Genomic DNA, 24,412 nt, shown 5'->3' with positions numbered 1-24,412 from the left:
ACGGGGGCTGCCTTCCTGAGAGTATTCGATAGCCATGAAAGTCCCTTTTTCGTGCGTGTAAGAAACGTTGTTAGAGTCAAATCAAGCCATCATAGATGGACTGCTCGGTTTTCAGCGGAAACCGGACGCCCCGCTCCCAGGCCAGCTCGAATGACTCCAATTGGAGGTGCGGCGGAACATGCGGCCCCAACTTGCCGAATACTCGCTCAACGCTTAAGGTTTGCGATTCATGGGCTTCGAGCGCCCGGCGTTTGGCGTCCCAGCGGCTGGCGGCTTCCACGCGCAGCACGCTCGACTTATTCGAATCAAACGATCCGAATTGGTTATAGTACAACTTCTGTACCGTAGGCGCCTGGCCGCTAAATACCACATCATTAACGGCATAATGGATCACGATATGATCCTGATGCCCGGAAATGCCGTCCTCCGGAAACGTTACGACGACCTCGGCCTGATGGCGCTGTAAAAAATCGGCGATCTTCTCCCGCAGCAGGGCCGGGTCCGTTTCCTTCAGCTTGCCGTCCCCCATTCCTAGCTGCTCCACCGTGGAGATGCCTAAAATGTTGGCGGCTTTCTCCAATTCCAGGTCTCTTTTGGCGGCCAACTCCTCCCGGGTCATGGCCCCTAACCGCCCGGTTTTCCCCGCGTCTCCCCGGGTTGCCGTCAGCAGCACCGCATTGCCCCCTTCATCGGCGATTTGCCGGATCAGGTACGAACAGCCAAATGTCTCATCATCGGGATGAGCATAAATAAAAGCTACAGTTGTCATCATGAACCTCCTCCTTACTCTTGCTGTTTATGATTTACTATCTAACTATACTTTAATATGGCCAAGTCGTTAAGAGCGGCCGTTTCCTAACATTGTTGTGTAAATTTTTTGGAATGGGATTGTATTTATATAAGTTCACTCGTATAATAATACATATTTAATACGGTTTTATACATTCGAATGTTGGTTTGATAGAAACAGGCGAGCGAAGAAAGCGAGGGCAAGCAGGTGAACGGGGAAAAAGTAAAAGTTGCGATTGTCGGTTCTACGGGGTACGGCGGCGTGGAGCTGATTCGTTTTTTATGGGGGCATCCGGCGGTAGAGATCGTTTCGGTCATTTCGGCATCCAGCGCCGGAGCGCCGATCACGGAAGGGTTTCCGCATTTGTCGGATATTATCGTCCAGTCTTTGGACGCGGTGGAGCCGGAGGAAATCGCCGCCAAAGCGGATGTCGTATTTACCGCAACGCCATCCGGCGTCAGCGGCAAGCTGGTGCCTGAGCTGCTGAAGGCCGGGCTGAAGGTGATCGATCTTTCCGGCGATTTTCGGATTAAAGACGGAGACGTGTATGAAACATGGTATAAGCATGAGGCGCCGGACAGCCAGCTGCTGGACCGAGCGGTTTACGGACTTAGCGAAGTATACGGCGATGAGGTGCGCGGCGCAGGGCTGATCTCCAACCCCGGCTGTTATCCGACGGCGACCCTGCTTGGTCTGATCCCGGCACTCAGCGCAGGCTGGATCGATCCGGGCAGCATCATCATCGACGCCAAATCGGGCGTGTCCGGTTCGGGCAGAGGCACGAGCCTGACGACGCACTATGCGGAAATCAACGAAAATTTAAAAGCATACAAAGTGAATAAACATCAGCATATTCCCGAAATCGAGCAGGTTTTGTCCCAGGTCGCCGGCGAGCCGGTAACGGTGACGTTTACGACGCATCTGACGCCGATGACGAGGGGGATTATGAGCACGATGTACGCCGGGCTGAAGGGCGCATATACCGAGGAGGATTTAATTCAGCTGTACCGGCAGTTTTACAAAGGGCGTTCTTTTGTCCGTATTCGTGAAAATGGCATCTGGCCGGCGACGAAAGAAGTGTTCGGCTCGAATTATTGCGACATCGGGTTTGCGGCGGACCGGCGGACCGGAAGGCTGACGATTATTTCCGTGATCGACAACATGGTCAAAGGGGCCGCGGGCCAGGCGATTCAAAATTTAAACCTGATGATGGGCTGGGACGAAACGGCTGGACTGAATTACATCCCGGTATATCCGTAAGAATATTGGCTAAGGAGATGGAAAGGAGAACGTCATGGGAGTAGTTAGTTTATTTCGCGTTGCACCGGAGGGAAGCATTACCTCTCCAAAAGGCTTTCGGGCCGGCGGACTGCATTGCGGTTTGAAAAAAACATCGCGCAACGATTTAGGCGCGATCGTATGCGAGGTGCCGGCGGTGGCCGCGGCCGTGTACACGACGAACGTGTTCCAGGCCGCCCCGCTGAAGGTGACGCGGGAGAGCATCGCGTCGGGCGGGCGGCGGCTGCGGGCCGTCGTCGTCAACAGCGGCAACGCCAACGCCTGCACCGGCGCGCAAGGCGAAGCCGACGCGTACGCCATGCGCGCCGCGGCCGCCGCGGCGTTTGGGCTCGGCGAGCACGAAGTCGCCGTGGCCTCGACCGGGGTCATCGGCGAACTGCTGCCGATGGACCTCGTTTCCGCCGGCATCGCCGGTCTGCCGGCGAATTTGGCAGCAAGCGGCGAGGGCGCCGAGCGCTTTTGCCAGGCGATTTTGACGACCGACCTCGTGAAAAAAGAGGTGTGCGTCAAGCTCGACATAGGCGGGCGCGAGGTGACGATCGCCGGAGCGGCCAAAGGCTCGGGCATGATTCATCCGAACATGGCGACGATGCTCGCCTTTGTGACGACCGATGCCGCGATTGAGCCGCAGGCTTTGCAAAGCTTGCTGGGTGAGACGACCGACCTGACGTTTAATATGATCACGGTCGACGGAGATACCAGCACAAACGACATGCTGCTGGCGATGGCGAGCGGCCTTGCCGGTGGCGGCGAGCTTGCGCCGGGTCACGCCGATTGGGATGCCTTCACCGCCGCGTTCCGGTACGTGTGCGAGACGCTCGCCAAGGCGATCGCCCGCGATGGGGAAGGCGCCACGCGCCTTGTCGAGGTAACGGTCACGGGAGCCGTCAGCGATGCGTCCGCCCGCGCGATCGCCAAGACGATCGTCGGCTCGAGTCTGGTCAAATCGGCGGTGTTTGGCGCCGACGCCAACTGGGGCCGGATCATTGCGGCGGCGGGCCGCGCCGGCGAGCCGATCAACCCCGAGACCGTCGACATCAAGCTCGGCGACATCCTCGTGCTGTCGGGATCGCGGCCGATTCCTTTCGACGAGGATGAGGCGCTCGCTTACTTAAAGGGCGACACCGTGAATATTTTCGTTGACCTGCATAACGGCAAGGGTGAAGCGACCGCCTGGGGCTGCGATTTAACCTACGATTACGTGCGGATCAACGCCGCGTATCGGACTTAATTCATATATTTTGTTTTTGGAAAGGAGCTTTTGACGATGACAACGGCAGTAAACAGCGCCCCGGATGCCGCGGGTAAGCTTTCCGGAGGGCGGATGTTTGTCATGAAATGCGGAGGCAGCACGCTTGCGGAGCTGCCGGAATCTTTTTTCGGTGATCTCGTCAAGCTGCAGGAGAGTGGTGTTCAGCCGGTCATCGTGCACGGCGGCGGGCCGGCGATCTCGGAAAATCTCGGCAAGCTCGGGATCGAAAGCAAGTTCGTAAACGGGCTGCGCTATACCTCGGAAGAGGTGCTTGATGTGGTGGAAATGGTGCTGTCCGGCAGCATCAATAAAATGATCGTGCGGCGCATCGCCAAATCCGGCGGCAAGGCGCTTGGCCTGTCCGGCGTAGACGGCGGCCTGCTGCAGGCGAAGCCGGTGGCGGCAAGCCATGAAGTCGGCCTGGTCGGCGAAGTGACCGGCGTCAACGCCGATTTGGTTGGCGGCGTGCTGGATCTCGGCTACATGCCGGTCATCGCCCCCGTGGGCGTCGGCCCGGACGGTCAGCGCTACAACATCAACGCCGATACCGCCGCAGGCTCGGTAGCGTCCGAGTTGGGCGTGTCGAAGATGATTGTCGTGACGGACGTCCCCGGCATCATGAAGACCGTGAACGGGGAGAAGCGCGTGTTGGAGACGATCACCGTTCAGCAGATCGAGGACATGATTTTGGCCGGGGAAATTTACGGCGGCATGATTCCGAAGGTTCGCGCGGCGGTGGACTGCATCAGCGGCAAAGTCAAGGAAGTCGTCATCGTCAACGGCGCCGAACCCGGCGTGCTGGGGAAAGTGCTGTCCGGCGAAAAGATCGGCACCAGAATCGTCCGGATGCAGTAGCCCCATTGTTCCCGTTTGCGCTATAGTGCGTTATAGTTAGGTTAATAGAGTGAACGATAGGTACGGCGGACGCTAGATTACGGAGGTTAACTATATAAGTTGAACTAAAGAAATGCGGATTTCTACAGCATCTGAATTTAGTTAAATTGGAGAAATCCGCGAACAACAGCGATCGTAAGAACATTTCACACGGCTGCCCTGATCCGTACAATCAATAGTTCAACTTATATAGTAGCACGACCTCAAAATAACACGGCCCCATCAAAATAGCGGAACTTTAAGTTCTTATTTTCGGACATGAGCATGTTCATCCCCATTAGCGGACTTTTTTGTCCTTATTTTCCAAGGAACGGTGCGAAAAGGGTAAATTCTCTGTGATTCGGGAAAATAACGACATAAATTTCCTCTATTTCACGCAAAGTGGGAGATACCGCCGAAATAACGACATTTTTTACCGTTATGATACGTGTGCCGCCGCGAAAAGGGCTGCACAGCGAGCCGATTTTATTTCTTAATCATAGACAGGAGTGAAAAAGCTTATGGCACAAAGTGATCTTGCCTCAAACTCAAGCCCCAGCGCGATTTTCCCGAGCTACGCCCGGTATCCGATTCATCTTGTAAAAGGCCAGGGGAGCTGGCTGTGGGACGACAAAGGCAACCGCTATTTGGACTTTATGAGCGGCTTGGCCGTAGCCAATCTGGGACATGCGCCGGAAAAAGTGAAGGCCAAGGTGAAAGCCCAGCTCGACGAGTTGTGGCATGTCTCCAACCTGTTCCACATTCCGCAGCAGGAGACGGCGGCGCGGATGTTGACCGAGGTCAGCTGCGCCGATGTGGTGTTTTTCTGCAACAGCGGCGCGGAGGCGAACGAAGCGGCGATCAAGCTGGCGCGGCGGTACCATCAGAAGGTGAAGGGAACGGAACGTTATGAGATTATTACGTTCGAGCAATCGTTCCACGGCCGGACGCTGGCGACGCTGACGGCCACCGGCCAGCAAAAGGTGAAGGACGGCTTCCTGCCGCTGCCTGCCGGCTTTAAAACCGTGCCGCTGTATGACCTGGACGCGCTGAAGGCCGCCATCGGCCCGCACACCGCAGCGGTGATGCTGGAGATGGTTCAAGCCGAGGGCGGTGTGTATCCGGTCGATCAAGGCTTTGTGCAGGAGCTTGCGGCGCTGTGCCGGGAGCAGGGGCTCCTGCTGATCATCGACGAAGTGCAAACCGGCATGGGCCGGACCGGCAAATGGTTCGCTTACCAGCATTACGGCATTGAGCCGGACATTTTCACTTCGGCGAAAGGCATCGCCAGCGGGCTGCCAGCCGGCGCAATGCTGGCGAAGGAGTACTTGCGCGAGGCCTTCACGCCAGGAACCCATGCTTCCACCTTCGGCGGCAATCCGGTCATTGCGGCGGCGATCATCGCCACGCTCGAAACGATGAAGGAAGAGCGGATTCCCGAGCACGTGGACGAGATGGGCCGTTACCTAGTCAGCCGTCTGGAGGAAACGTTCCAGGCCGTTCCGTTCGTCAAGGAGGTTCGCGGCAAAGGCCTGTTGATCGGCATCGAATGCGCCGGACCGGTCGCGGATATCGTGACGCTTGGCCAGCAACAAGGCCTGCTGTTCGTCACGGCCGGACCCAACGTCATCCGTTTGCTGCCGAACCTGAAGGTAACGAAGGACGAAATCGATCAGGCCGTAGCAACGCTGGCCGATGTGATCGCAGCATATACCGCCAAGGAGGGGAAATAACCGATGACTTTGCTGGAGCAGGCGAAACGCAGCAGCATTAACCTGAGCGGACGTGATTTTATCGAATTAACCGATTATACTACGGAAGAGATCCACTATTTGATCGACCTGGCCGTTGAACTCAAGCGCAAACAGAAGAACGGCGAGGTGTACCAACCGCTCAAAGGCAAGACTATCGGGCTGATTTTCGAAAAATCGTCGACGCGGACGCGGGTATCTTTTGAAGTGGGAGTTTATCAATTGGGCGGCCATGCGTTGTTTTTGAGCAAAAACGATATCCAGCTCGGGCGCGGCGAGACGATCGCCGATACGGCCGGGGTGATGTCCCGCTATTTGGACGGCATGATGATCCGTACGTTCGGCCATGACAGAGTGGTCGATTTGGCCCGCTACGCTACTGTGCCGGTGATTAACGGCCTGAGCGATCTGGCTCACCCGTGCCAGGTGCTGGCCGACTTCCAGACGCTTTATGAGCATAAAGGGAAGCTGACAGGCTTGAAGCTGGCCTACATCGGCGACGGCAACAACATGGCGCATTCGCTGATGATCGGCGGGGCGAAGCTTGGAGTTCACGTATCGGTGGCGAGCCCGGAAGGTTACGAACCGGATCCGCAAATCGTGGCGGACGCGCAAGAAATCGCCAAAGCGACGGGCGCGCAGATTGAAGTGGTCCGCGATCCTAAGGCAGCCGTGCAGGACGCCGACGCGATTTATACGGACGTGTGGGCGAGCATGGGTTTCGAAGAGGAGCAAAAAATCCGGGAGACCGCCTTTAAGGATTATCAGGTCAACGAAGAGCTGGCGAAATACGCCAAACCGGACTACGTCTTTTTGCATTGTTTGCCGGCGCATCGCGGCGAAGAAGTCAGCGAAGGCGTGATCGACGGCCCGCACTCGATTATTTTTGACGAGGCCGAGAACCGGCTGCATGCCCAAAAAGCGCTGATGGCGGCTTTGCTCGGATAATTTGGGAGATGATGCCCGGGGAAGCCCGGGTTTCGCTTTGACAATCAACGAGGAGGATATCAGGATCATGGCAAAAGAAAAAATCGTGCTGGCCTATTCCGGGGGACTGGATACGTCGGTCATTCTCAAATGGTTAAAAGAAACGTACGACGCGGAGATCATTGCGTTCACCGCCGACATCGGCCAGAAGGAGGAGCTGGATGGGCTGGAAGCGAAGGCGCTGGCCACCGGCGCTTCGAAAGTATATATCGACGACCTGCGCGAGGAGTTCGCCAAGGACTTTATTTTCCCGATGTTCCAGTCAGGGGCTTTGTATGAAGGACAGTACCTGCTCGGAACGAGCATCGCGCGCCCGCTGATTGCGAAGCGTATGGTGGAAATCGCCCGCGCCGAAGGGGCGACGGCGATTGCGCACGGAGCCACCGGCAAAGGCAACGACCAGGTGCGCTTCGAACTAGCCGCCGCGACGCTGGCCCCGGAGATCAAAGTGATCGCGCCATGGCGGCTTTCCGAGTTCCGCGACCGCTTCCCGGGCCGCGCGCAAATGATCGCTTACGCCGAAGCGAACGGCATCCCGGTGACGGCCTCCGCGGCCAAGCCGTATTCGATGGACCGCAATCTGCTGCACATCAGCTACGAGAGCGGTGTGCTGGAGGATCCGTGGTTTGACGCGGCCGCGCCGGAGAACAAAGATATGTACCTGCTCAGCGTGTCGCCGGAGGATGCGCCGGATCAGCCGGAATATTTGGAGCTGGAATTCGAGCAGGGCAACTGCGTGGCGCTAAACGGCGAACGTTTGAACCCGCTGGCAGTGATGGAGAAGCTGAACGAGCTGGGCGGCAAACACGGCATCGGCCGCGTCGATATGGTGGAAAACCGCTTTGTCGGCATGAAAAGCCGCGGGGTGTACGAAACGCCGGGCGGCACGATCCTGTTCACGGCCCATCGCAAAATGGAGTCGCTGACGATGGACCGCGAAGTGATGAACCTGCGCGACAGCTTGATCACACGCTACAGCACGCTCGTGTACAACGGCTTCTGGTTTGCCCCGGAACGCCTGGCAGTGCAGGCTCTGGTGACCGAAAGCCAGAGGAATGTAACGGGCACCGTGCGCGTGAAGCTGTACAAAGGCAACATCATCGCCGCCGGCGTCAAGAGCCCGGTCAGCCTGTACAATCCGGACATCGCCACCATGGAGGAAGATCCGACCCAGGCCTACGACCAGGGCGATGCGACAGGGTTCATTCATCTGAACGCCCTGCGGCTTAAAGTAAGCTCCGGCGTGGAACAAAACAAAAGCAAGTAAGCCGTTGAACGAGCTTTATAAGTTACCTCTATAGCAGATAAGGGAGTGGATCAGGTGAGCAAACTGTGGGGAGGCCGCTTCACGAAGCAGACCAACCGTTTAGTCGAGGAATATACCGCCTCCATCGGGTTTGATAAAGCACTGGCCGAGGAGGATGTGCAGGGGAGTCTCGCGCATGTGACGATGCTGGGCAGATGCGGGATTCTGTCCGAGGAGGACGTGGACAAAATCAAGGAAGGCCTGCATGCCGTCTTGCACAAAATCCGGCGCGGCGAGCTGGAGTACTCCGTGTCGGATGAAGACATTCATATGAATATCGAAAAACAGCTGATCGAAGAGGTCGGCGGGGTCGGCGGGAAGCTGCATACCGGGCGGAGCCGGAACGATCAGGTGGCGACGGACATGCATTTGTACCTGCGCAAACGGGTCGTCGAATTCGTCGCCCTGCTGCAGGATTTGCAGGAGGCGCTGCTGGGACAGGCCAAAGCAAACCAGGATACGATCGTTCCCGGGTACACCCATCTGCAGCGGGCACAGCCGATTTTGTTCGCCCATCATTTGCTGGCGTATGTGTCGATGTTCCAGCGCGACATTGAACGCCTGCAGGACAGCTACAAGCGGATCAACGTGCTGCCGCTGGGGGCCGGGGCGCTGGCGGGGACGACGTTCCCGATCGACCGGCATTTCGTGGCCGAGCAGCTGCATTTTGACGGCGTTTATGAAAACAGCCTTGATGCGGTCAGCGACCGCGACTTTATTCTCGAATTTTTGGCGGACGCTTCGATTTTGATGATGCATCTGTCCCGGCTCAGTGAAGAGCTGGTGTTGTGGAGCAGCACCGAATTCCGCTTTATTGAGCTGGACGATGCGTTTTGTACGGGCAGCAGCATCATGCCGCAGAAGAAAAACCCGGACGTGCCGGAACTGGTACGCGGCAAGACGGGGCGGGTGTACGGCAATCTGATGGGGCTGCTCACCGTGCTCAAGTCGCTGCCGCTGGCGTACAACAAAGACATGCAGGAGGACAAGGAAGGCATGTTCGATACGGTCGCCACGCTGGAGGGGGCGCTGCAGCTGTTTGCTCCGATGATCGCCACGATGAAGGTGAACAAGGAACGGATGCGCGAAGCGGTGAACCAGGATTTTTCCAACGCGACCGACATTGCCGACTTCCTGGCGAACAAAGGCCTGCCGTTCCGCCAGGCGCATGAGGTCATCGGCAAAACGGTGCTGTACTGCATCCAAAACGGAAAATATTTGCTGGACCTTACGCTGGAGGAATTCAAACAGTTTTCGCCGCTGTTCGACAACAGCATCTATCAGGTGCTGCAGCCGGAAAGCGTGGTAAATGCACGGAATGTTTATGGAGGCACGGCAACCGGACAAGTGATCGCGGCGATCGAACGCGCGGAGCAGAAGCTGGAAAGCGGCCGGGCGTGGGTGCAGGAGTACGCGGAAAAAAGCAAATAAACAGCTGGCCCATGCTGGGCTGATCTGTAAATCGAAAGCAGCCATCGTCATTGACGAGCGGCTGCTTTTTTTGTTAGCGGACGGAACTCCTAAACCATTCCAATTTTGTATGAAAAAATGAAAGGAATCTATAATATTTTTCATTGAAATTTCAAAAATGCTCTATAAAAAGTGCCATAAACTGTCGAAATATAGATTATGCCACTTTATGTGAATGATCTTTAACCCCCTCCTCAATCAAACGTGATCCCTATCAACCCAGTTTACTTTTAAATCTTACACATACCGCAAAGGAGAGAGTTTAATGAAAGCTTTTTGGAATCGTCTGCTTAGTTTATTGGAAGTCAGGACATTGCGCAACCGGATGCTCCTTATTTTTGCCGTCTTGCTGATCATCCCGAACCTGGTCATCGCATATTCCAGCTATACCAGCGCCAGCGGGCAGCTGCGCTCCAAAATGGAGGAAAGCGTCAAATCGAACGTAAACCTGCTGGATGAAACGCTGAATCAAATCATCGAAGCGGAGAGCCGCAACGTCGAACAACTGGTGATGCAAATCGATTCGGCGCAAATCGACGCGAAGTCGCCCGAGGTCCAGGAGCTGATAGAATTATTTATGGAGAAACATCCCGAGCTGGAGGTCCTGACCGTCGGGAATCAAAACGGGGCGTGGATGAAAGCGCCGGATCAAGGCCAGCAGGACTATGATCCGCGGGATAGAGACTGGTACAAGGCCGCGATGAAGGCTCCGAATGAAACGGTTATCATCGACCCGTTCACTTCGTCGTCGACCGGTCACTACAATTTGTTCATCAGCCGCGCGTTGGCGGATGGACAGGGGGCGATCACGGTATCCCTCGATCTGGCTCAGTTGAACGAAATGGTTAAAACGATACGTCTGGGCAAAAACGGGTACATTTATATTATGGACCGGACCAGCAAGTTTGTGTCGCATCCGACAAATGCCGTTGGAGAAGAAGCGAGCGGAAATCAAATCGCCAAAATTCAGGGTACGGAATCGGGATTTATGGAGTATGTCAACCCAACTACAGACTTGCCGCAAAGCGTATTTTTCATGACGAACAAACTTACGGGATTCAAGATCGTCGGCGTATTGGAACTACAGGAATTTAGCGAGGCCTCCATGCCGATTTTATGGACATCCTTGATTGTATTGGGAATTTCGCTGGTGGTTGCCGGTATCGTGCTGTTTTTCGTCATCCGCAGCATTACCCGTCCGATCGAACGGTTGAACCGATCGGCGCGCCGGGTTAGTGAAGGCTACTTAAACGAAGACGTCGAAACCAAGCGGAAGGATGAAATCGGAGAGCTGGCCATGAATTACAACGGCATGCTGAATTCCTTGCGCACCATGGTACAGGAAATGTCCGAAACCGCCAGCCAGCTCGCCGCTTCGAGCGAAGAACTGACGGCCGGAACGGAGCAAAACGCGAAAGCGGTCGAGCATGTCGTGGAATTGGTGCAGGAAGCTTCGGGCGATGCGGAGAGTCAGGCTTCGTCTTCGGCCGAAAGCGCCAAAACGATGGACGAAATGTCCATGGGCATCCGCAAAATCGCCGAAGCTTCGTCTACCATTGTTCAGTCGTCTTCGCAAACGGTATCCGATGTGCAGAACGGCAGCGAGAAGGTTGCTCAGGTCGGGCTGCAAATGGAAGAAATTCGCCGCTCTACCCGCGAATCGGCGGAGCTGATGCAGCAGATGAACGAGCTCAGCGCGTTGGTCGCCGAGATGAGCGGCTCGATTTCGGACATCGCCGGGCAAACGAATCTGCTGGCGCTGAACGCGGCGATCGAGGCGGCCCGGGCTGGTGAAGAAGGCCGCGGCTTTGCGGTCGTGGCGGGCGAGGTGCGCAAGCTGGCCGAGCAGTCGCGCGGGACGGCGGACCTCATCCAGCAGCATATCGAACAAATGACCGAGCTTACCGGCAAGGCGTACCAAATGATCAAGCTGGACGTCAACGCAAATGTGGACCGGGGCATGTCCGTTACCGAAGAAGCCCAGCAGGCGTTCCGCGAAATCGAGCGCTCAACGCAGCGCATTTCGGAACAAATCCATGAAGTGTCGGCCATTACCGAGCAGATGTCGGCCAGCGCGGACGAAATCGCAAATTCGGTCGAACAGATTGCGACGACCTCGGCGAAAAGCCTGGAAAGCTTCCAAGGCGTAACCGCCGCCACCGAGGAGCAGCTCGCTTCGATGGAAGAGATCTCCTCGGCATCGGAAGGCCTGGCGCGGATGGCAGCCGATGTCAATGCGCAGATCGAACGGTTTAAGCTTTAAACGGCTTTCTTTTAACCTCATACCTCATTTCGCTGCGTGCGCCTCTGTTCCTGCAAAGGAAAGGGCCGCACGTTTTTTTTGAACCTGCGGAACTTCGGTAACCTGATAAGCAAGAAAAACTACCGACAGCCCACTACGTTGGGGATCTGTTTGCGAAGACCTCGGAGGACACGGAAATAGCGGTAAAAAATGTATCTATTTTCGGAAAGAAGGAGGTTTAGGTGGAATAAAGGATTTTTTTACCGCTATGTTTGGCGGATGTGGCCTGATTCGTGTTTTTTCCTAAGCTGTTATCAAAATAAGACCAAAAAGTGCCGCTATGCCGCCGGCAAGAGGCAAATTGTTATAAATAACGCCTAAAATTACCGTTATGCGATTCAGGATTTCTGGCCTGAGCAGCTTGGGTTAGATCACCGCGCGTCGACAAAACCTCGCCGGCCAGCGGCATACCCAAACAGGATGGTCAGGACCGAAAGGGCGACGATGGCGGCCAGCGGCGCGTTCCACCCTCCGCTGAGATCATGGATATAACCGAACAATGCAGGCCCAAGCGCCGCCACCAGGTATCCGACCGATTGGGCCATGCCGGACAGCTGACCGGCTTGCTCCGCCGTACGCGAGCGCAGCGAAAAAAAGACGATCACCAGGCTGAACGTCGTACCGCTGGCGATACCGAGCAAAACAATGAACAGCGGAGCGAGCGCCGCCGGACCAAGCCAGATTCCGCCGAATCCGATGAGGAAGAGAGCGGACGAAGCGGCGGTCAACACTTTTTGGTCATTCGTTCGCGCGGCGATGAGCGGCATCAGGAAGGAGCCGCCCATGCTGACGATCTGCATCAGCGAAAGCATCCAGCCGGCTTTTTCGGGACTCATCCCTTTCACCTGTAAAATATCCGGCAGCCACGAAACGCTCACATAAAACATAATCGACTGTGAGCCCATAAAAATGGTGACGAGCCAGGCTGTTTTGGAACGCCAAATTCCGCCTCGCCGGGCGGGAGCGCCTGCCGTCGTCCGGGAATGCTGCCCCTTGGCTTCGCCAGAGGCCGCAGGGCGGCGGCGAAGCTGCGGAACCCACGCCAAAGCCGCCACCGCCGCCAGCACGGCCCAGCAGCCCAGCGCTCCCCGCCAGCCCAGGGCGGTAGCGGCGAGCGGAACGCTAATGCCGGAGGAGATCGCCGCCCAGAGATTGAGGGACGAGGTGTACAAGCTGGTCATCAGCCCTACGCGCTGCTGGAAATCTCGCTTGATCAGCGCCGGAAGCAGGACGTTGCACACAGCGATCCCCACTCCGATCAGTGCGGTTCCGGCAAAAAGCGCCGCAATAGAGGGCAGCGATCGTATGATAACGCCGGCAGTCATGAGTACCATACTATAAAAAAGCGTTCTCTCCATGCCCCACAAAGCGGACAATGTGGGGGCGGCGAGCGCAAAAACGGCGAAGGCGATCAGCGGCAGCGTCGTCAGCATGCCCGACAGCGCATGGGACAAGCCGGTGGCGGCCTCGATTTGGCCGATCATGGCGCCGACCCCGGTGATCGGCGAACGCAGCGTGGCGGCGGTTAGCAGTACGGCGGCGATAAGCAGTCCGGCCGAGGCGCTGCGCGCCCCGGCGGCTTGGCCCCCGGCGGTCTGCCCTCCGGTGGCCTGCCCCCCGGAAACGGTCGTTGTTTTATGCATTGATGTTGAACCCTCCTTGGAAGAAAAACGAATCATAAAGCCGCTATTTGTAGTTTGAATCCTATATCGTACCTTTGATGCGTTTTTTGTCACATAGACAAGCTTACTCCAGTATACTTTAGTTGCCACAGCTTGTTAAACCTAAAAAGGGCTCAAAACCAAACTCCAGCATAGAACATAAGGGCGAAAAATGGCGTTATTCCGGCGATATCCGTCCATTTGAGAGAAATAGAGGCAAATTATGTCGCTATATTCCCCCGTCGCAGGAAATGCCCGTATTCTGGTACATTCATGGGAAAATAAGGGCAAAAAATGTCGCTAATGGAGATGAACATGCTAGGGCTCCGGATAATAAGTACATAAAGTGCCAAGTGCCGCTATGTTTGAAGGCCGACAGTTGGTCGTTCCGGTAGCCTGCTGTCATCTGCCGATTTCTAGGTTGAACCGTAAAAACTGCCGATTTCTGGTGTATTCGGTAATCCACTATTGCGTTTTTTCCGTAATATGGTAAACTACTAATCAAGTTAATCATTTAATTGCTGCGGTTAAATAGCCGGGAGTCAGGGGCTGGTCATCCGCAGGTCAGGCCGTGAAGCGCACGCCTTTTGTTTACGAACGTTGTCGTAGACGAAAGGCGTTTTATTTTTTCTTGGAGGTGTGATCAATGGCATTTGAGGAGTTGTATTCGCAGTGGATCGCTAGGCATTTGGCCTCGCGTCAAGGCGAGCGGGGAAGAAGGCTTAAGGAGGGGCATGGCCATGCGGAAAGTTTGTTTGTGGAAAAAGTTTGGTGGCCGTCATTCTGGAGTTTGGATCATCTGCACCCGGAATATGAAGTCAATGATTTTAAGGACGGGTATCGCTATCTCGACTTTGCTTATATCCGCTCAGGCCTGCTGCTGGCTGTGGAGATTGACGGGTATGGGCCCCACTTGCGCAACATCAGCCGGCTGCAGTTTTCGGATCACTGCCGCCGGCAAAACGACCTGATCCTGGATGGCTGGAAAGTGTTGCGGTTTACCTACGACGATGTGAAGGAGAGTCCGCGCTACTGCCAGCAGACGCTGCAGCAGTTTATGGGGAGATGGCTTGGCGAAGGGAAGACAGTTCCGGAGATCGACTACATTGAGAAGGAAATCATCCGCTTGTTTCTGCGGACGGGACACCCGCTTACCCCAAGCGATATTTGCCTGCATATGAGGGTGGAAAACAAAACGGCAAGAAAGTGGCTCCGCCAAATGGCGGGCAAAAATTGGATTGAGCCAGCCAGAGGCAGCGAGCGGATTCGGTCCTATCAGCTCAGTATGGAGGGCAAGCGATTTGTGATCTAGTCAGGTGTGCCAGGTGTGCCAGGTGTGCGATGTGGCTGAGATGGGAAGAGGGGCGGGGGACGAGTGAGGGGGGGCTAGCGGAGGGGAACAAGCGGATGGCTGGTTCCACTGATAAATAGCGCCCTTTTATGGGCCTATTTGACCGAAGGAGACAATTTCCGGGGAAATAACGGAATAAAATGTCTCTATTTTATGAAGATGGGCTATGCAGGTGCCTTTTTATGCGGGAGATTGCAAAATAACGCCATTTATTTCCGCTATTTTTGCCCCAGGGGATGAATTTTTCAAATAACGCCATAAAATGCCGCTACTTTTCGAGGATGTCGTGATTGGCCGGAAAGAGGAAGATGGTGTGGCCGACAAGCATGCATCTATCGGAAATTCGGCCCTTGCACGCCGTCCTCCAAAATTTGCTTAGGTGTGGATTTGTCTGAAGCCCCGCCTTTGCTACCCGAAGAGTTTTCGGTTCCACCGACAGCGATAACCGCCGGCTGCGCCGGGTAGATGTCTTCGGAGATGCGAATTCGTTCCACGGTGCGGCCGTCGATTTTTTTTATCCGGTACGTTTCGACGACATAGCCCTGCTTTCCTGGCAAGACCAGTTGCTTGCTTCCCGCAGGGAGCGCTCCGTTAACGACATGTTTTTCCGGCGCGGGGATCACTTCCATTGTACGCGATTCGATGGCATAGGCGACGTTTTCGGGCAGATCGCCAAACAGCTTGACGGTCAGCCGTTTGTTTTCGACTTCCGCGCGGATCAGAAGGTGGTGGCCGGATGTATTTTTAAAGCGGAAATTGATGTGGCCTTGCGCGAACGTAGCATCCTGTCCTTTGGGCAAATAGCTGACCGGCACGGAATGGTTGCGGCGCTCCACGATATCAAGCCCGGCGCGCACCGCCGCATTGTACAACGTGCTGGACACCTGGCAGATGCCGCCTCCCACTCCCGGTACAAGCTTACCCGCAAAAATAACCGGCGCTTCGCGGAACCCGTACGTTTTTTCCGCGTATTCCACCGCTTTGCCGTAGTCGAAAATTTCGCCCGGCGCCAGCACTTTTCCGTCAATGCTCCGCGCGGCCGCATCGACATTGTGGATTCTTCCCGCGCCGCTGGTCAGCAGCCCGGTGGAAAACTGCACGATTTTGCGGCGAATGCCTTCTTTTTTCAAGGTTGTAACCGTAACCTTCGGCTGAACCGTGCGCAGCGGGACAACAAGGCGGACGGGAGCGGAAGCGCCGGGGGCATATTCGCCCGGGCTCTTCTCGCCGGAGGCGTTCCCGTCTCCAGGGCCGGATCCATCTCCGGACCCGGGCCGCCGCCGCTCAACGAGCCTGCGGCTCCATTCCGTTTCCGCGGATTTTGCCAGCGCGGGCGCAAAGCGCTCCCAATCGACACGCTGCGCTGTTTTTTCGGGCAAGTAGCGGATTTGATCGTCAGGCGTAATCGTTCGGACCGCGTCCGTTGGATCGCCGAATTGAGACTTTTCCCAGGAGGGTGGAAAGATCGCATGCAGCTTTTTTTCATTTAAAGTAATCTTGAGCTCCCACTGCTTCGGGAAATTTTTGCGGGTTTGCACCCGTTCCCACAGCGTTCCGGCCCCCAACTGCCGGACCGCCGCACGAAAGGAGGAGGTGTCGAAGGAGATTCCGGTCTCCTGCCAGGTCAGCGTTTTTTCGCTTTCGTCTGCCGATAAAATCACTTTTTTCTTCAGTATCAGGGCAATCTCTTCATTCAGCAGCCCCAGCGCATCAGCACTTTGGCGGCCGCCCAGCGGGAGGCCGGCGACAACCGTTCCCCGAGGAATCGTGCCCTGCCCCGCATATAAATGCAGCCCGCCGAGCAGCAGCGAGCCGGTAATTATGACCAATCCGATGGAGATCATTGCCAAACGATTTTTTTTCATAACCCGCTCCTTCAACGGTTTGATCTTTACTTAAGGCTGGAAAAATCCTTGTACAACCATATATATGATGGAAAACAGGAAACTTTCGGGTACTCAAAAAGTAACATCTTTGTTACAATGTTAATCGGACTAAAATGAAATTGCTCAGGTTTTAAAGGATTTGGCAAGAACGTGTCGAATGTAAATTAGGGCTGTCTAATGTGCTGTCTAATGTTCAAAAAATAAGGTTTCGGAATCAAGGTTTAGGACGTGATGAAGTGATAGAGATGCAGGATGTCTGGAAGACGTATCCAAATGGAACCCATGCCCTGAAAGGGGTATCGGTCAAAATAGACCGCAATGAATTCGTTTATCTGGTTGGACCCTCCGGTGCGGGGAAGTCGACCTTTATGAAGCTTATATACCGGGAAGAGGTGCCCACCAAAGGGCAAATTTCCGTCAATGGTTTTAACATCGGCAAGCTTAAACCCCGCAAAATTCCGTATGTTCGCCGAAATATCGGCGTCATTTTCCAAGATTTTCGCCTGCTTCCAAAGCTTACGGCTTACGAAAACGTTGCGTTTGCTTTGGAGGTTATCGAAGCTCCCAAAAAAGTAATCAAAAAACGCGTGACGGAAGTGCTCGAACTGGTCGGGCTGAAAAATAAAGCAAACCGCGATCCTTCCCAGCTCTCCGGCGGCGAACAGCAGCGCGTCGCAATCGCGAGAGCGATTGTCAACAGTCCGTCCGTCATCATCGCGGACGAGCCTACCGGCAACCTGGATCCCGAGACGTCATGGGGCATCATGCAGTTGCTTGATGAAATCAATTTCCGCGGTACGACGATCGTCATGGCCACCCATAACAAAGAAATCGTCAACACCATGCGCAAGCGCGTGATTGCCATCGAACACGGCAACATCGTGCGAGACCAGCTGAGAGGGGAATACGGTTATGACTATTAGCACCTTCTTCCGGCATTTGCGGGAAGGCGCGAAAAGCGTGTTCCGCAACGGCTGGATGTCGGTGGCGTCGATTACTTCAATCATCGTTTCGCTGCTGATTCTCGGCGTGTTTATCCTGCTAGTGCTGAATGTCAACTCGTTTGTCGACGAAGCGGACAGCCAGGTGCAGATCAAGGCGTACCTGAATTCCAACGTCACCGAAGCCGTGCGCAATCAGCTTTCCAACGAAATTGGTTCGATGGCCGAAGTCAGCCGGGTGACCCTGATCCCAAAAGCGCAAGGTTTGAAGGATTTCAGGGAAAAGCTGGGGGAACAAGGCAAGGATTTGCTGGAGGGTTACGACGAAACGACGAACCCGATCCCCGATACGTTCCAGGTGGAAGTTGTCGAACCGACGACGATCCCTTTTGTGGCGAACAAGATCCAGGCGCTTAACGATAAATATGACGGCGACCCGATCTATAAGGTCAATTACGGACAAGGCACGGTCGAGAAATTGTTTAAAATCACGCGTTTGATCCGCAACATCGGGTTTGCGTTTGTAGCGGGCCTCGGCTTGATGGCGATGTTTCTCATCTCCAATACGATTCGCGTGACCATTTTGGCCCGCCGCCGTGAGATCGGCATCATGAAGCTGGTTGGCGCGACGAACAGGTTCATCCGCTGGCCGTTTTTCGTGGAGGGCGCGCTGATCGGCCTGATCGGCTCCCTCATTACGGTAGCGATTCTATACATCAGTTACAATCAACTGGTTCAGTCCGTGAAAGCGGACATTACGCTGGCGTTCCGGCTCGTGCCGGTCAGCGAAATCGGTCTGGAGATCGGCGGGCTGCTTGTCGGCCTGGGCCTACTGATCGGCATTTGGGGCAGCACGATGTCGATCCGCAAGTTTTTGAAGGTGTAGTGCGAGAAAACTTCGCGATAAGAAGTTGAAGTTGAATTATAATCCGAGTCAAAAATTCGACTTTTCAGCGCCGAGAAGGTTGGATGAAGCCGGGAGTGAGTAGCGGAGCGTAGGGTAGCCTACGTGAGCAACGGAGCGACCGGCTGAATTCAAGATTCGATGTCGGTATCACTCCCAGAGTTACTTCGCGATCAAAAGTTGAATTTTTGACAACATCTATAAGAAGGATGGGGAAACGAAGTTGAAAAAATGGGTATCCACGATCGCCGTAGTGTCCTTAGCCGCTTTGATCTTCCAGCCTGGCGAAGGCTCCGCCAAAACGATCAGCCAAATCGACAAAGAACTGAAACAGCTTCAGCAGCAAGCTGCCGAAGCCAAAAAGACGCAGGAAAAGGCCGCCGGCCAAAAGCAGGAAGCGCAGCATTACGTCAACAAAAACAGGAATTATCTCAAACAGCTGTTGGCGCAAATCGATGTGGTCAGCAACCAGTTGACGAAGATTTCCGTCGAAATCGATCAAACGAAAGAGGATTTGCGCAACACCGGGCAGCAGATGGAAGCAACGGAAGCGCGGATCAAGGAGCGCTCGCATTTGCTGGATACCCGGGTCCGGCTGATGTATACCGACGGGGCCGTCTCCTATTTGGATGTTTTGCTGTCCTCGACGAGTTTTACGGATTTTCTCGAACGCGCCGATTCGCTGCAGGCGATTATTAATCAGGACCAAGTTCTGCTGGAGGAGCATAAACGGGACAAAGAACTGATCGCGAAGCAGCAGGCGCAGCTAGAGAAGGACTATAAGAAGGTCAAACAGCTGTATGCCGATGCCGAAGACCGCAAAAGCGAGCTTGAGACCAAAGAAGAAGAGAAACAGCAACTGATCGCCCAATATAGTTCGGAGATCGAAGAATCCGACGATATCAGCGAAGAGCAGGAAAAGCTGCTGGTTGAGCTGGCGACCAAACGGGCTGCCCTTGAAAAGGAAAAGAACAAGCTCAAGGCGGCTCAGGTCTATACTTACAGAAAGAGCTCCTCAGGTTCCGGCGGTTTTAAGGGGAACGGCGGCGACTTTGGTCTTCCGGTGAACGGGGCCCGGATTTCTTCAGGGTACGGAACGCGAATCCATCCGATTACCGGGGTGAAGAAGAAGCATACCGGGGTGGATTTTGCGGCACCGCAAGGAACCGATATCCATGCCGCGGAAGACGGGGTCGTCATCGTCGCCGAATGGTGGAGCGGTTACGGGAACGCGGTAATCATCGACCATGGCGACAACGTTTGGACGCTGTACGGACATATCCGCAACGGCGGGATTAAAGTCGAAACAGGACAGAAGGTCAAAAAAGGCGAAAAAATCGCCGAAGTCGGCAGCACCGGCAATTCCACGGGGCCTCACTGCCACTTTGAGGTGCGGATTAACGGGACACCGGTAGACCCGATGCCGTATTTATAATAAAATAGCGTTATGATGCGATAGAAAAAACGGATACCGCCCGGCCGGGACGGATTATCCGTTTTTCCGTTGTTCATGCGGGATTGGTAAATATTTATTATGGACAGAACATATACTATGGGACGTTCCATTTTTGGACTTGCTGGGCCTTACCTACTGTTTGGCCGATCAATCGGAGGCGGTGAATTTATTTATGTTTAAAGGACGTACGGTTACATTTCTTGTCGTGGTGTCCATGCTGGTCAGCTGCTTGCTGACCTTAACTTTGACGGGCGAATGGAGTTTCGCCGGTTCTGCGCCGCTGCGCAGCGGGCTGTTTGCCGACAGCACCGGGCAAAGCAGCAAAGCCGGCATCGAGAAAATCGAAAAGGCGCTGGCCCTGGTGGAAAAAAATTATGTCGAAGACGTCGACCAGAAGAAGCTGGTGGACGGGGCGATCGACGGTATGATGGGCGCGTTGGGGGACCCTTTCTCGTCCTATATGGCGCCGGACACGGCGCAGCAGTTCTCGGAGCAGATCGAAGGCTCTTTTACCGGCATCGGGGCGGAAGTGTCGATGGAAAACGGCAATGTAGTTGTCGTATCCCCGATCAAAGGCTCTCCGGCCGAAAAGGCCGGGATTCAGCCGAAGGATATTTTGCTGTCGGTGAATGGCGAATCGTTTGAGGGGCTTAGCCTGAATGAAGCGGTAGCCAAAATCCGCGGCCCGAAAGGGACGGAAGCCAAAATCAAAGTGAAGCGGGCCGGCTCGGACACGACGCTCGAATTTAAGATCGTCCGCGCCGATATTGCCCTGGAAACGGTATATTCCCGGATGGAGAACGGCGGCGTTGGCGTGATCGAGGTCACCGAGTTTTCGATGAACACGGCGGAACGCTTCAAGGAGGAGTTGGCTTCTCTGGAGAAGCAGGGGATGAAAGGGCTGGTCATCGACGTGCGCAACAACCCGGGCGGCGTGCTGACCGTCGTCGAGGACATGTCCGAACAATTTGTGCCGAAAGGCAAGGTTATCGTGCAGGTTGAAGACAAAAACAAACGCCGCGATCAGACCTTGTCGAAAGGCAGTGGCAAAAAGTATCCGGTCGTGGTCGTCACGAACAAGGGCAGCGCCAGCGCTTCGGAAATTTTGGCCGGAGCGCTGCAGGAATCGGCCGGAGCGAAACTGGTCGGCGAGGCGACGTACGGCAAAGGTACGGTTCAATCGAGCTACACGCAGGAAATGGGCGACGGCAGCATGCTCAAAATCACGATCGCCAAGTGGCTAACGCCGGGCGGCGAGTGGATTCACAAAAAAGGCATCCAGCCGGATGTCCCCGTGTCGCAGCCGGATTATTTTTCGGTAGCGCCGATCAATAAAGAGAAAACGTTCAAATATGATATGCTGGGCGACGATATCAAAAGCGCGCAAACGATGCTGGACGGCTTGGGGCTGGACCCCGGACGCAAGGACGGGTACTTCGACAAGAAGACGGAGAGCGCCTTGAAGAAATTCCAAACAAGCCAAAACATGGAGCCGACCGGCTTGCTGGACGCCAAAACGGCGGAAGCGCTGGAGAGCAGCGTCATCGAGCAAATTCGCGATCCCAAAAATGACATGCAGTTAAAACGGGCGGTAGAGGAAATTCGGAAGGAAATCGCTTCGTAAGCGTCGAATCCATAGGAAGGCTGAAACTTAGCCTTCTTTTTTCTTTGTTTGTTTGCATTTTGAGCCAGATATAAATACACCTAGAAAAAGACGCTTCGGGAAACGGTCCGAAGTTGTCCGCTTGTTGCGAAAAGGAGCGTGAACACCCTTTGGATCTTATTCTTGAAGGATTGTGGAGTTTGGCGGAAACGGTAGCGCAGTTGTTTTTGCAGCCTTTTTACTATATTTCCATCATCATGATCGCGCTGCTTTATCGCCGGCAGGTGCTGCTGGAGCGCAAGTTGTTTCATGCGCGTCTGCATAGCTGGGGCGCTCAAACGTGGCGTACCGTTATCGCCGGTCTGTTGGCGGGCATTGCGGTATCCGTCCTATTTGCCTTCCTCGGAATGGATCTGACGCTGGAAGGCATCGTCTGCATCTGGGCCGTTACGATCGTGCTGCTGCTGCTGCGTGTCCGGTATTTATGCCTTGCCTACTCGGTGGGGCTGCTGGGGATCGTGCAGTTTGGCCTGAACCTGTTTCCGGGCTTTGCCGGGACGGGATGGGCCGCCGAAATCGTGCGTATCGTGAGGGAACTGAATATTCCGGCGCTGTTGTGCCTGGTCGGGCTGCTGCATATTGCGGAAGGGCTGCTTGTCCGCTGGCAGGGGGCTTCGTTTGCCGGTCCGCTGTTTTATGAAGGCAAGCGGGGCAAGCTGGTCGGCGGTTACCAAATGCAAAGCCTGTGGGCGGTGCCGCTGTTTTTGCTGGTCCCGATGGAGACGACGGGAAATGTGCTGCCGTGGACGCCGTTTTTTGGCGGTGACGCCTGGCAGGGCGGTTTTGGGATGATCGGACTTCCGATTATCATCGGTTTCTCGGAAATGACGATGGGCCTGCTGCCGAAGGACAAGGCCCGCGTGTCGTCCGGGCGCCTGCTGGCGTACGGCGCGGTGGTGCTGGTGCTGGCGCTGGCCGCCGCGTGGTGGAGCCCGCTGATGCTGCTGGCGGCGCTGGCGGCGTTTCTGCTGCACGAAGGGCTCGTCTGGTACAGCCGCTATGAGGAGCAGCAGCGCAGCCCGCTGTTCGTGAACCCGCAGGGCGGGGTGAGGGTGCTCGCGGTGCTGCCGGGGAGCCCGGCGGACGAGCTTGGCATCCGGGCCGGCGAAACGATCGTCAAAGTAAACGGTACGCCGGTGCCGACCAAGGAAGATCTGCACGCGGCGCTGCGGATCAACCCGGCTTATTGCAAGCTGGAGGTGCGGAATCTCGCGGGCGAGAGCAAATTCCTCCAGCGGGCGATTTACGCCGGCGATCATCACCAGCTCGGCGCGATTTTGGCGCCGGACGAGCTGGCGCCGGCGGCGGTGCGGCTGCAGCCGCTATCGCTGCTGCAGCTTGTGCGCCCGCGGCGGAGCGCCCGTGCGGTGCGGGGCGCTCGTGCGAGCGGCGGCGGTGGCGGGAGCGCCGCCGCCGCGGGGGGAGCGGGCCCGGCGGAAGCGGGCGGGCCCGGCCCTGGGGCCGCTGCGCCGGCTTCGCGGGCGGCGCAGCGGCAGGGCGGCTCGGCGGCGGACGGCCCGCCCGCCGAGGTGTAGCGCCCGCGCGGTGCGGGGCGCTCGTGTGAGCGGCGGCGGGGGCGGGAGCGCCGCCACCGCGGGGGGAGCGGGCCCGGGGGAAGCGGGCGGGCCCGGCCCTGGGGCGGCTGCGCCGGCTTCGCGGGCGATGCCGCCACCGCGACGCGCACTCCCGCGCTGTATATGTTGCGGTCGCGGAGCACAGCCAAAGTGGCAGACAACCAGCGTCCACGGGCTTTTCCGCGAATGCGTGCTTTTCTCTGCGAGCGTTGTATTGCAGAATAACCGCCTGGATGACCGTCATCCAGGCGGTTATTTTTGGATCGTCTGCCCTAACGGACACAGCAGCCCTTATTTGACTGAAATCACCTGTTTTTTTGCCCTAACGGACTGAGATGCACTTATTCCACTCAAACTGATGCTAAATTCCGCGTTTGTTGGTCAATAAGGTCTCTCCAGTCCTTTAGACTGGGAAATGACGCGGGAAATTACAAATAAGGTCTTTCCAGTCCGTTAGGAGACGTCCGTTAAAGGCACACTTTGCCTCACGTCTACCACATGCTTAACTGTACGCTAGTTGAATGCTAGGAGTACATAGGTTTCGCACTAGTCAACAACTTATCAACACACTCATCAACGTACTCATCAACACACTAATTAACACACTAATTAACACACTAATTAACACACTAATCATCACACCTACTTGCAGTCCCACGCTAGTCTTATGTCCACCGTTACGGTACTCTTAAGTTGTTCGCATCACTAGCCTTACGCCCACTCCTACGGTTTCTCAAAATGTCGCATCACTAGCCTTACGTCCACTCCTACAGTATTCTCAAATTGTCGCATGACTAGCCTTACGTCCACTCCTGCGGTATTCTCAAGTTGCCCACATCACTAGTCTTACGACCACCCCTACGGCATTCTAAAATTGCTCGCATCATTGGTCTTACGCCCATTCCTACGGTACTCTCACGTTGCTTGTATCACTAGCCTTGCGGGA

The 24,412-nt window shown here is 55.6% G+C and carries 17 protein-coding genes; 14 read left to right on the top strand and 3 right to left on the bottom strand.

Going from position 1 to position 24,412, the window contains the following annotated elements; genetic code table 11:
• Window positions 1–76 precede the first annotated feature (76 nt).
• Window positions 77–772 (bottom strand): PIG-L deacetylase family protein, encoded by a 696-nt coding sequence (locus tag EHV15_RS04265; RefSeq protein ID WP_128630145.1) that lies wholly within the window; start codon window positions 770–772, stop codon window positions 77–79.
• Between the two features lie 225 nt (window positions 773–997).
• Here EHV15_RS04265 and argC point away from each other — a divergent pair, with 225 nt between their 5' ends.
• The 8 genes from argC to EHV15_RS04225 all read left to right on the top strand — a co-directional run bounded on the left by argC (window position 998) and on the right by EHV15_RS04225 (window position 11,991).
• Entirely contained in the window at window positions 998–2,050 is a 1,053-nt protein-coding gene (gene argC / locus EHV15_RS04260; protein WP_128630144.1) for an N-acetyl-gamma-glutamyl-phosphate reductase, read from the top strand.
• Between the two features lie 34 nt (window positions 2,051–2,084).
• Complete coding sequence (gene argJ / locus EHV15_RS04255) at window positions 2,085–3,320, top strand: bifunctional glutamate N-acetyltransferase/amino-acid acetyltransferase ArgJ (RefSeq protein ID WP_128630143.1); 1,236 nt, start codon at window positions 2,085–2,087, stop codon at window positions 3,318–3,320.
• A 36-nt stretch (window positions 3,321–3,356) separates the two neighbouring features.
• Window positions 3,357–4,196: an acetylglutamate kinase gene (gene argB, locus EHV15_RS04250; RefSeq protein WP_128630142.1), complete on the top strand. Its 840-nt coding sequence runs from the start codon at window positions 3,357–3,359 to the stop codon at window positions 4,194–4,196.
• 539 nt (window positions 4,197–4,735) lie between these two features.
• The gene (locus EHV15_RS04245; protein ID WP_128630141.1) at window positions 4,736–5,947 is read left to right on the top strand and encodes an acetylornithine transaminase; all 1,212 of its coding nucleotides are present in this window, start codon (window positions 4,736–4,738) and stop codon (window positions 5,945–5,947) included.
• A 3-nt stretch (window positions 5,948–5,950) separates the two neighbouring features.
• Window positions 5,951–6,913 (top strand): ornithine carbamoyltransferase, encoded by a 963-nt coding sequence (gene argF, locus EHV15_RS04240; RefSeq protein WP_128630140.1) that lies wholly within the window; start codon window positions 5,951–5,953, stop codon window positions 6,911–6,913.
• Window positions 6,914–6,980: 67 nt separating this feature from the next.
• Window positions 6,981–8,219, top strand: coding sequence for an argininosuccinate synthase (locus tag EHV15_RS04235; protein WP_128630139.1), 1,239 nt, complete (start codon window positions 6,981–6,983; stop codon window positions 8,217–8,219).
• Window positions 8,220–8,273: 54 nt separating this feature from the next.
• A complete protein-coding gene (gene argH, locus EHV15_RS04230) occupies window positions 8,274–9,689 on the top strand; it encodes an argininosuccinate lyase (protein ID WP_128630138.1) in 1,416 nt (471 codons plus the stop codon).
• Between the two features lie 304 nt (window positions 9,690–9,993).
• A complete protein-coding gene (locus tag EHV15_RS04225; protein ID WP_128630137.1) occupies window positions 9,994–11,991 on the top strand; it encodes a methyl-accepting chemotaxis protein in 1,998 nt (665 codons plus the stop codon).
• Between the two features lie 410 nt (window positions 11,992–12,401).
• Here EHV15_RS04225 and EHV15_RS04220 read toward each other — a convergent pair whose 3' ends face one another.
• Window positions 12,402–13,673: a CynX/NimT family MFS transporter gene (locus tag EHV15_RS04220; RefSeq protein ID WP_128630136.1), complete on the bottom strand. Its 1,272-nt coding sequence runs from the start codon at window positions 13,671–13,673 to the stop codon at window positions 12,402–12,404.
• A gap of 664 nt (window positions 13,674–14,337) precedes the next feature.
• On the opposite strand from EHV15_RS04220, the gene EHV15_RS04215 reads away from it, so the two are divergent.
• Entirely contained in the window at window positions 14,338–15,003 is a 666-nt protein-coding gene (locus EHV15_RS04215) for a DNA-binding response regulator (protein WP_128630135.1), read from the top strand.
• A 371-nt stretch (window positions 15,004–15,374) separates the two neighbouring features.
• Here the strand turns inward: EHV15_RS04215 and EHV15_RS04210 are convergent, their stop codons facing one another.
• Window positions 15,375–16,907 carry a VanW family protein gene (locus EHV15_RS04210; RefSeq protein WP_128630134.1) on the bottom strand — a complete coding sequence of 511 codons (1,533 nt, stop codon included), beginning with the start codon at window positions 16,905–16,907 and terminating at the stop codon, window positions 15,375–15,377.
• A gap of 257 nt (window positions 16,908–17,164) precedes the next feature.
• On the opposite strand from EHV15_RS04210, the gene ftsE reads away from it, so the two are divergent.
• The 5 genes from ftsE to EHV15_RS04185 all read left to right on the top strand — a co-directional run bounded on the left by ftsE (window position 17,165) and on the right by EHV15_RS04185 (window position 23,427).
• Window positions 17,165–17,851 carry a cell division ATP-binding protein FtsE gene (gene ftsE / locus EHV15_RS04205; RefSeq protein WP_128630133.1) on the top strand — a complete coding sequence of 229 codons (687 nt, stop codon included), beginning with the start codon at window positions 17,165–17,167 and terminating at the stop codon, window positions 17,849–17,851.
• Entirely contained in the window at window positions 17,841–18,755 is a 915-nt protein-coding gene (gene ftsX, locus EHV15_RS04200) for a permease-like cell division protein FtsX (RefSeq protein WP_128630132.1), read from the top strand. The genes ftsE and ftsX overlap by 11 nt, the downstream gene beginning before the upstream one ends.
• Window positions 18,756–18,996: 241 nt before the next feature.
• Window positions 18,997–20,208: a murein hydrolase activator EnvC family protein gene (locus EHV15_RS04195; RefSeq protein ID WP_128630131.1), complete on the top strand. Its 1,212-nt coding sequence runs from the start codon at window positions 18,997–18,999 to the stop codon at window positions 20,206–20,208.
• Window positions 20,209–20,401: 193 nt separating this feature from the next.
• The gene (locus EHV15_RS04190) at window positions 20,402–21,853 is read left to right on the top strand and encodes a S41 family peptidase (protein ID WP_128635167.1); all 1,452 of its coding nucleotides are present in this window, start codon (window positions 20,402–20,404) and stop codon (window positions 21,851–21,853) included.
• A gap of 149 nt (window positions 21,854–22,002) precedes the next feature.
• Entirely contained in the window at window positions 22,003–23,427 is a 1,425-nt protein-coding gene (locus EHV15_RS04185; RefSeq protein ID WP_246061306.1) for a PDZ domain-containing protein, read from the top strand.
• The last annotated feature ends 985 nt before the right edge of the window (window positions 23,428–24,412 follow it).

Origin of the sequence: Paenibacillus oralis, assembly GCF_003863965.1 — a bacterium.
In the GTDB taxonomy this organism is placed as follows: Bacteria; Bacillota; Bacilli; order Paenibacillales; family Paenibacillaceae; genus Fontibacillus; species Fontibacillus oralis.
This window is presented reverse-complemented; position numbering and strand designations above follow the sequence as displayed.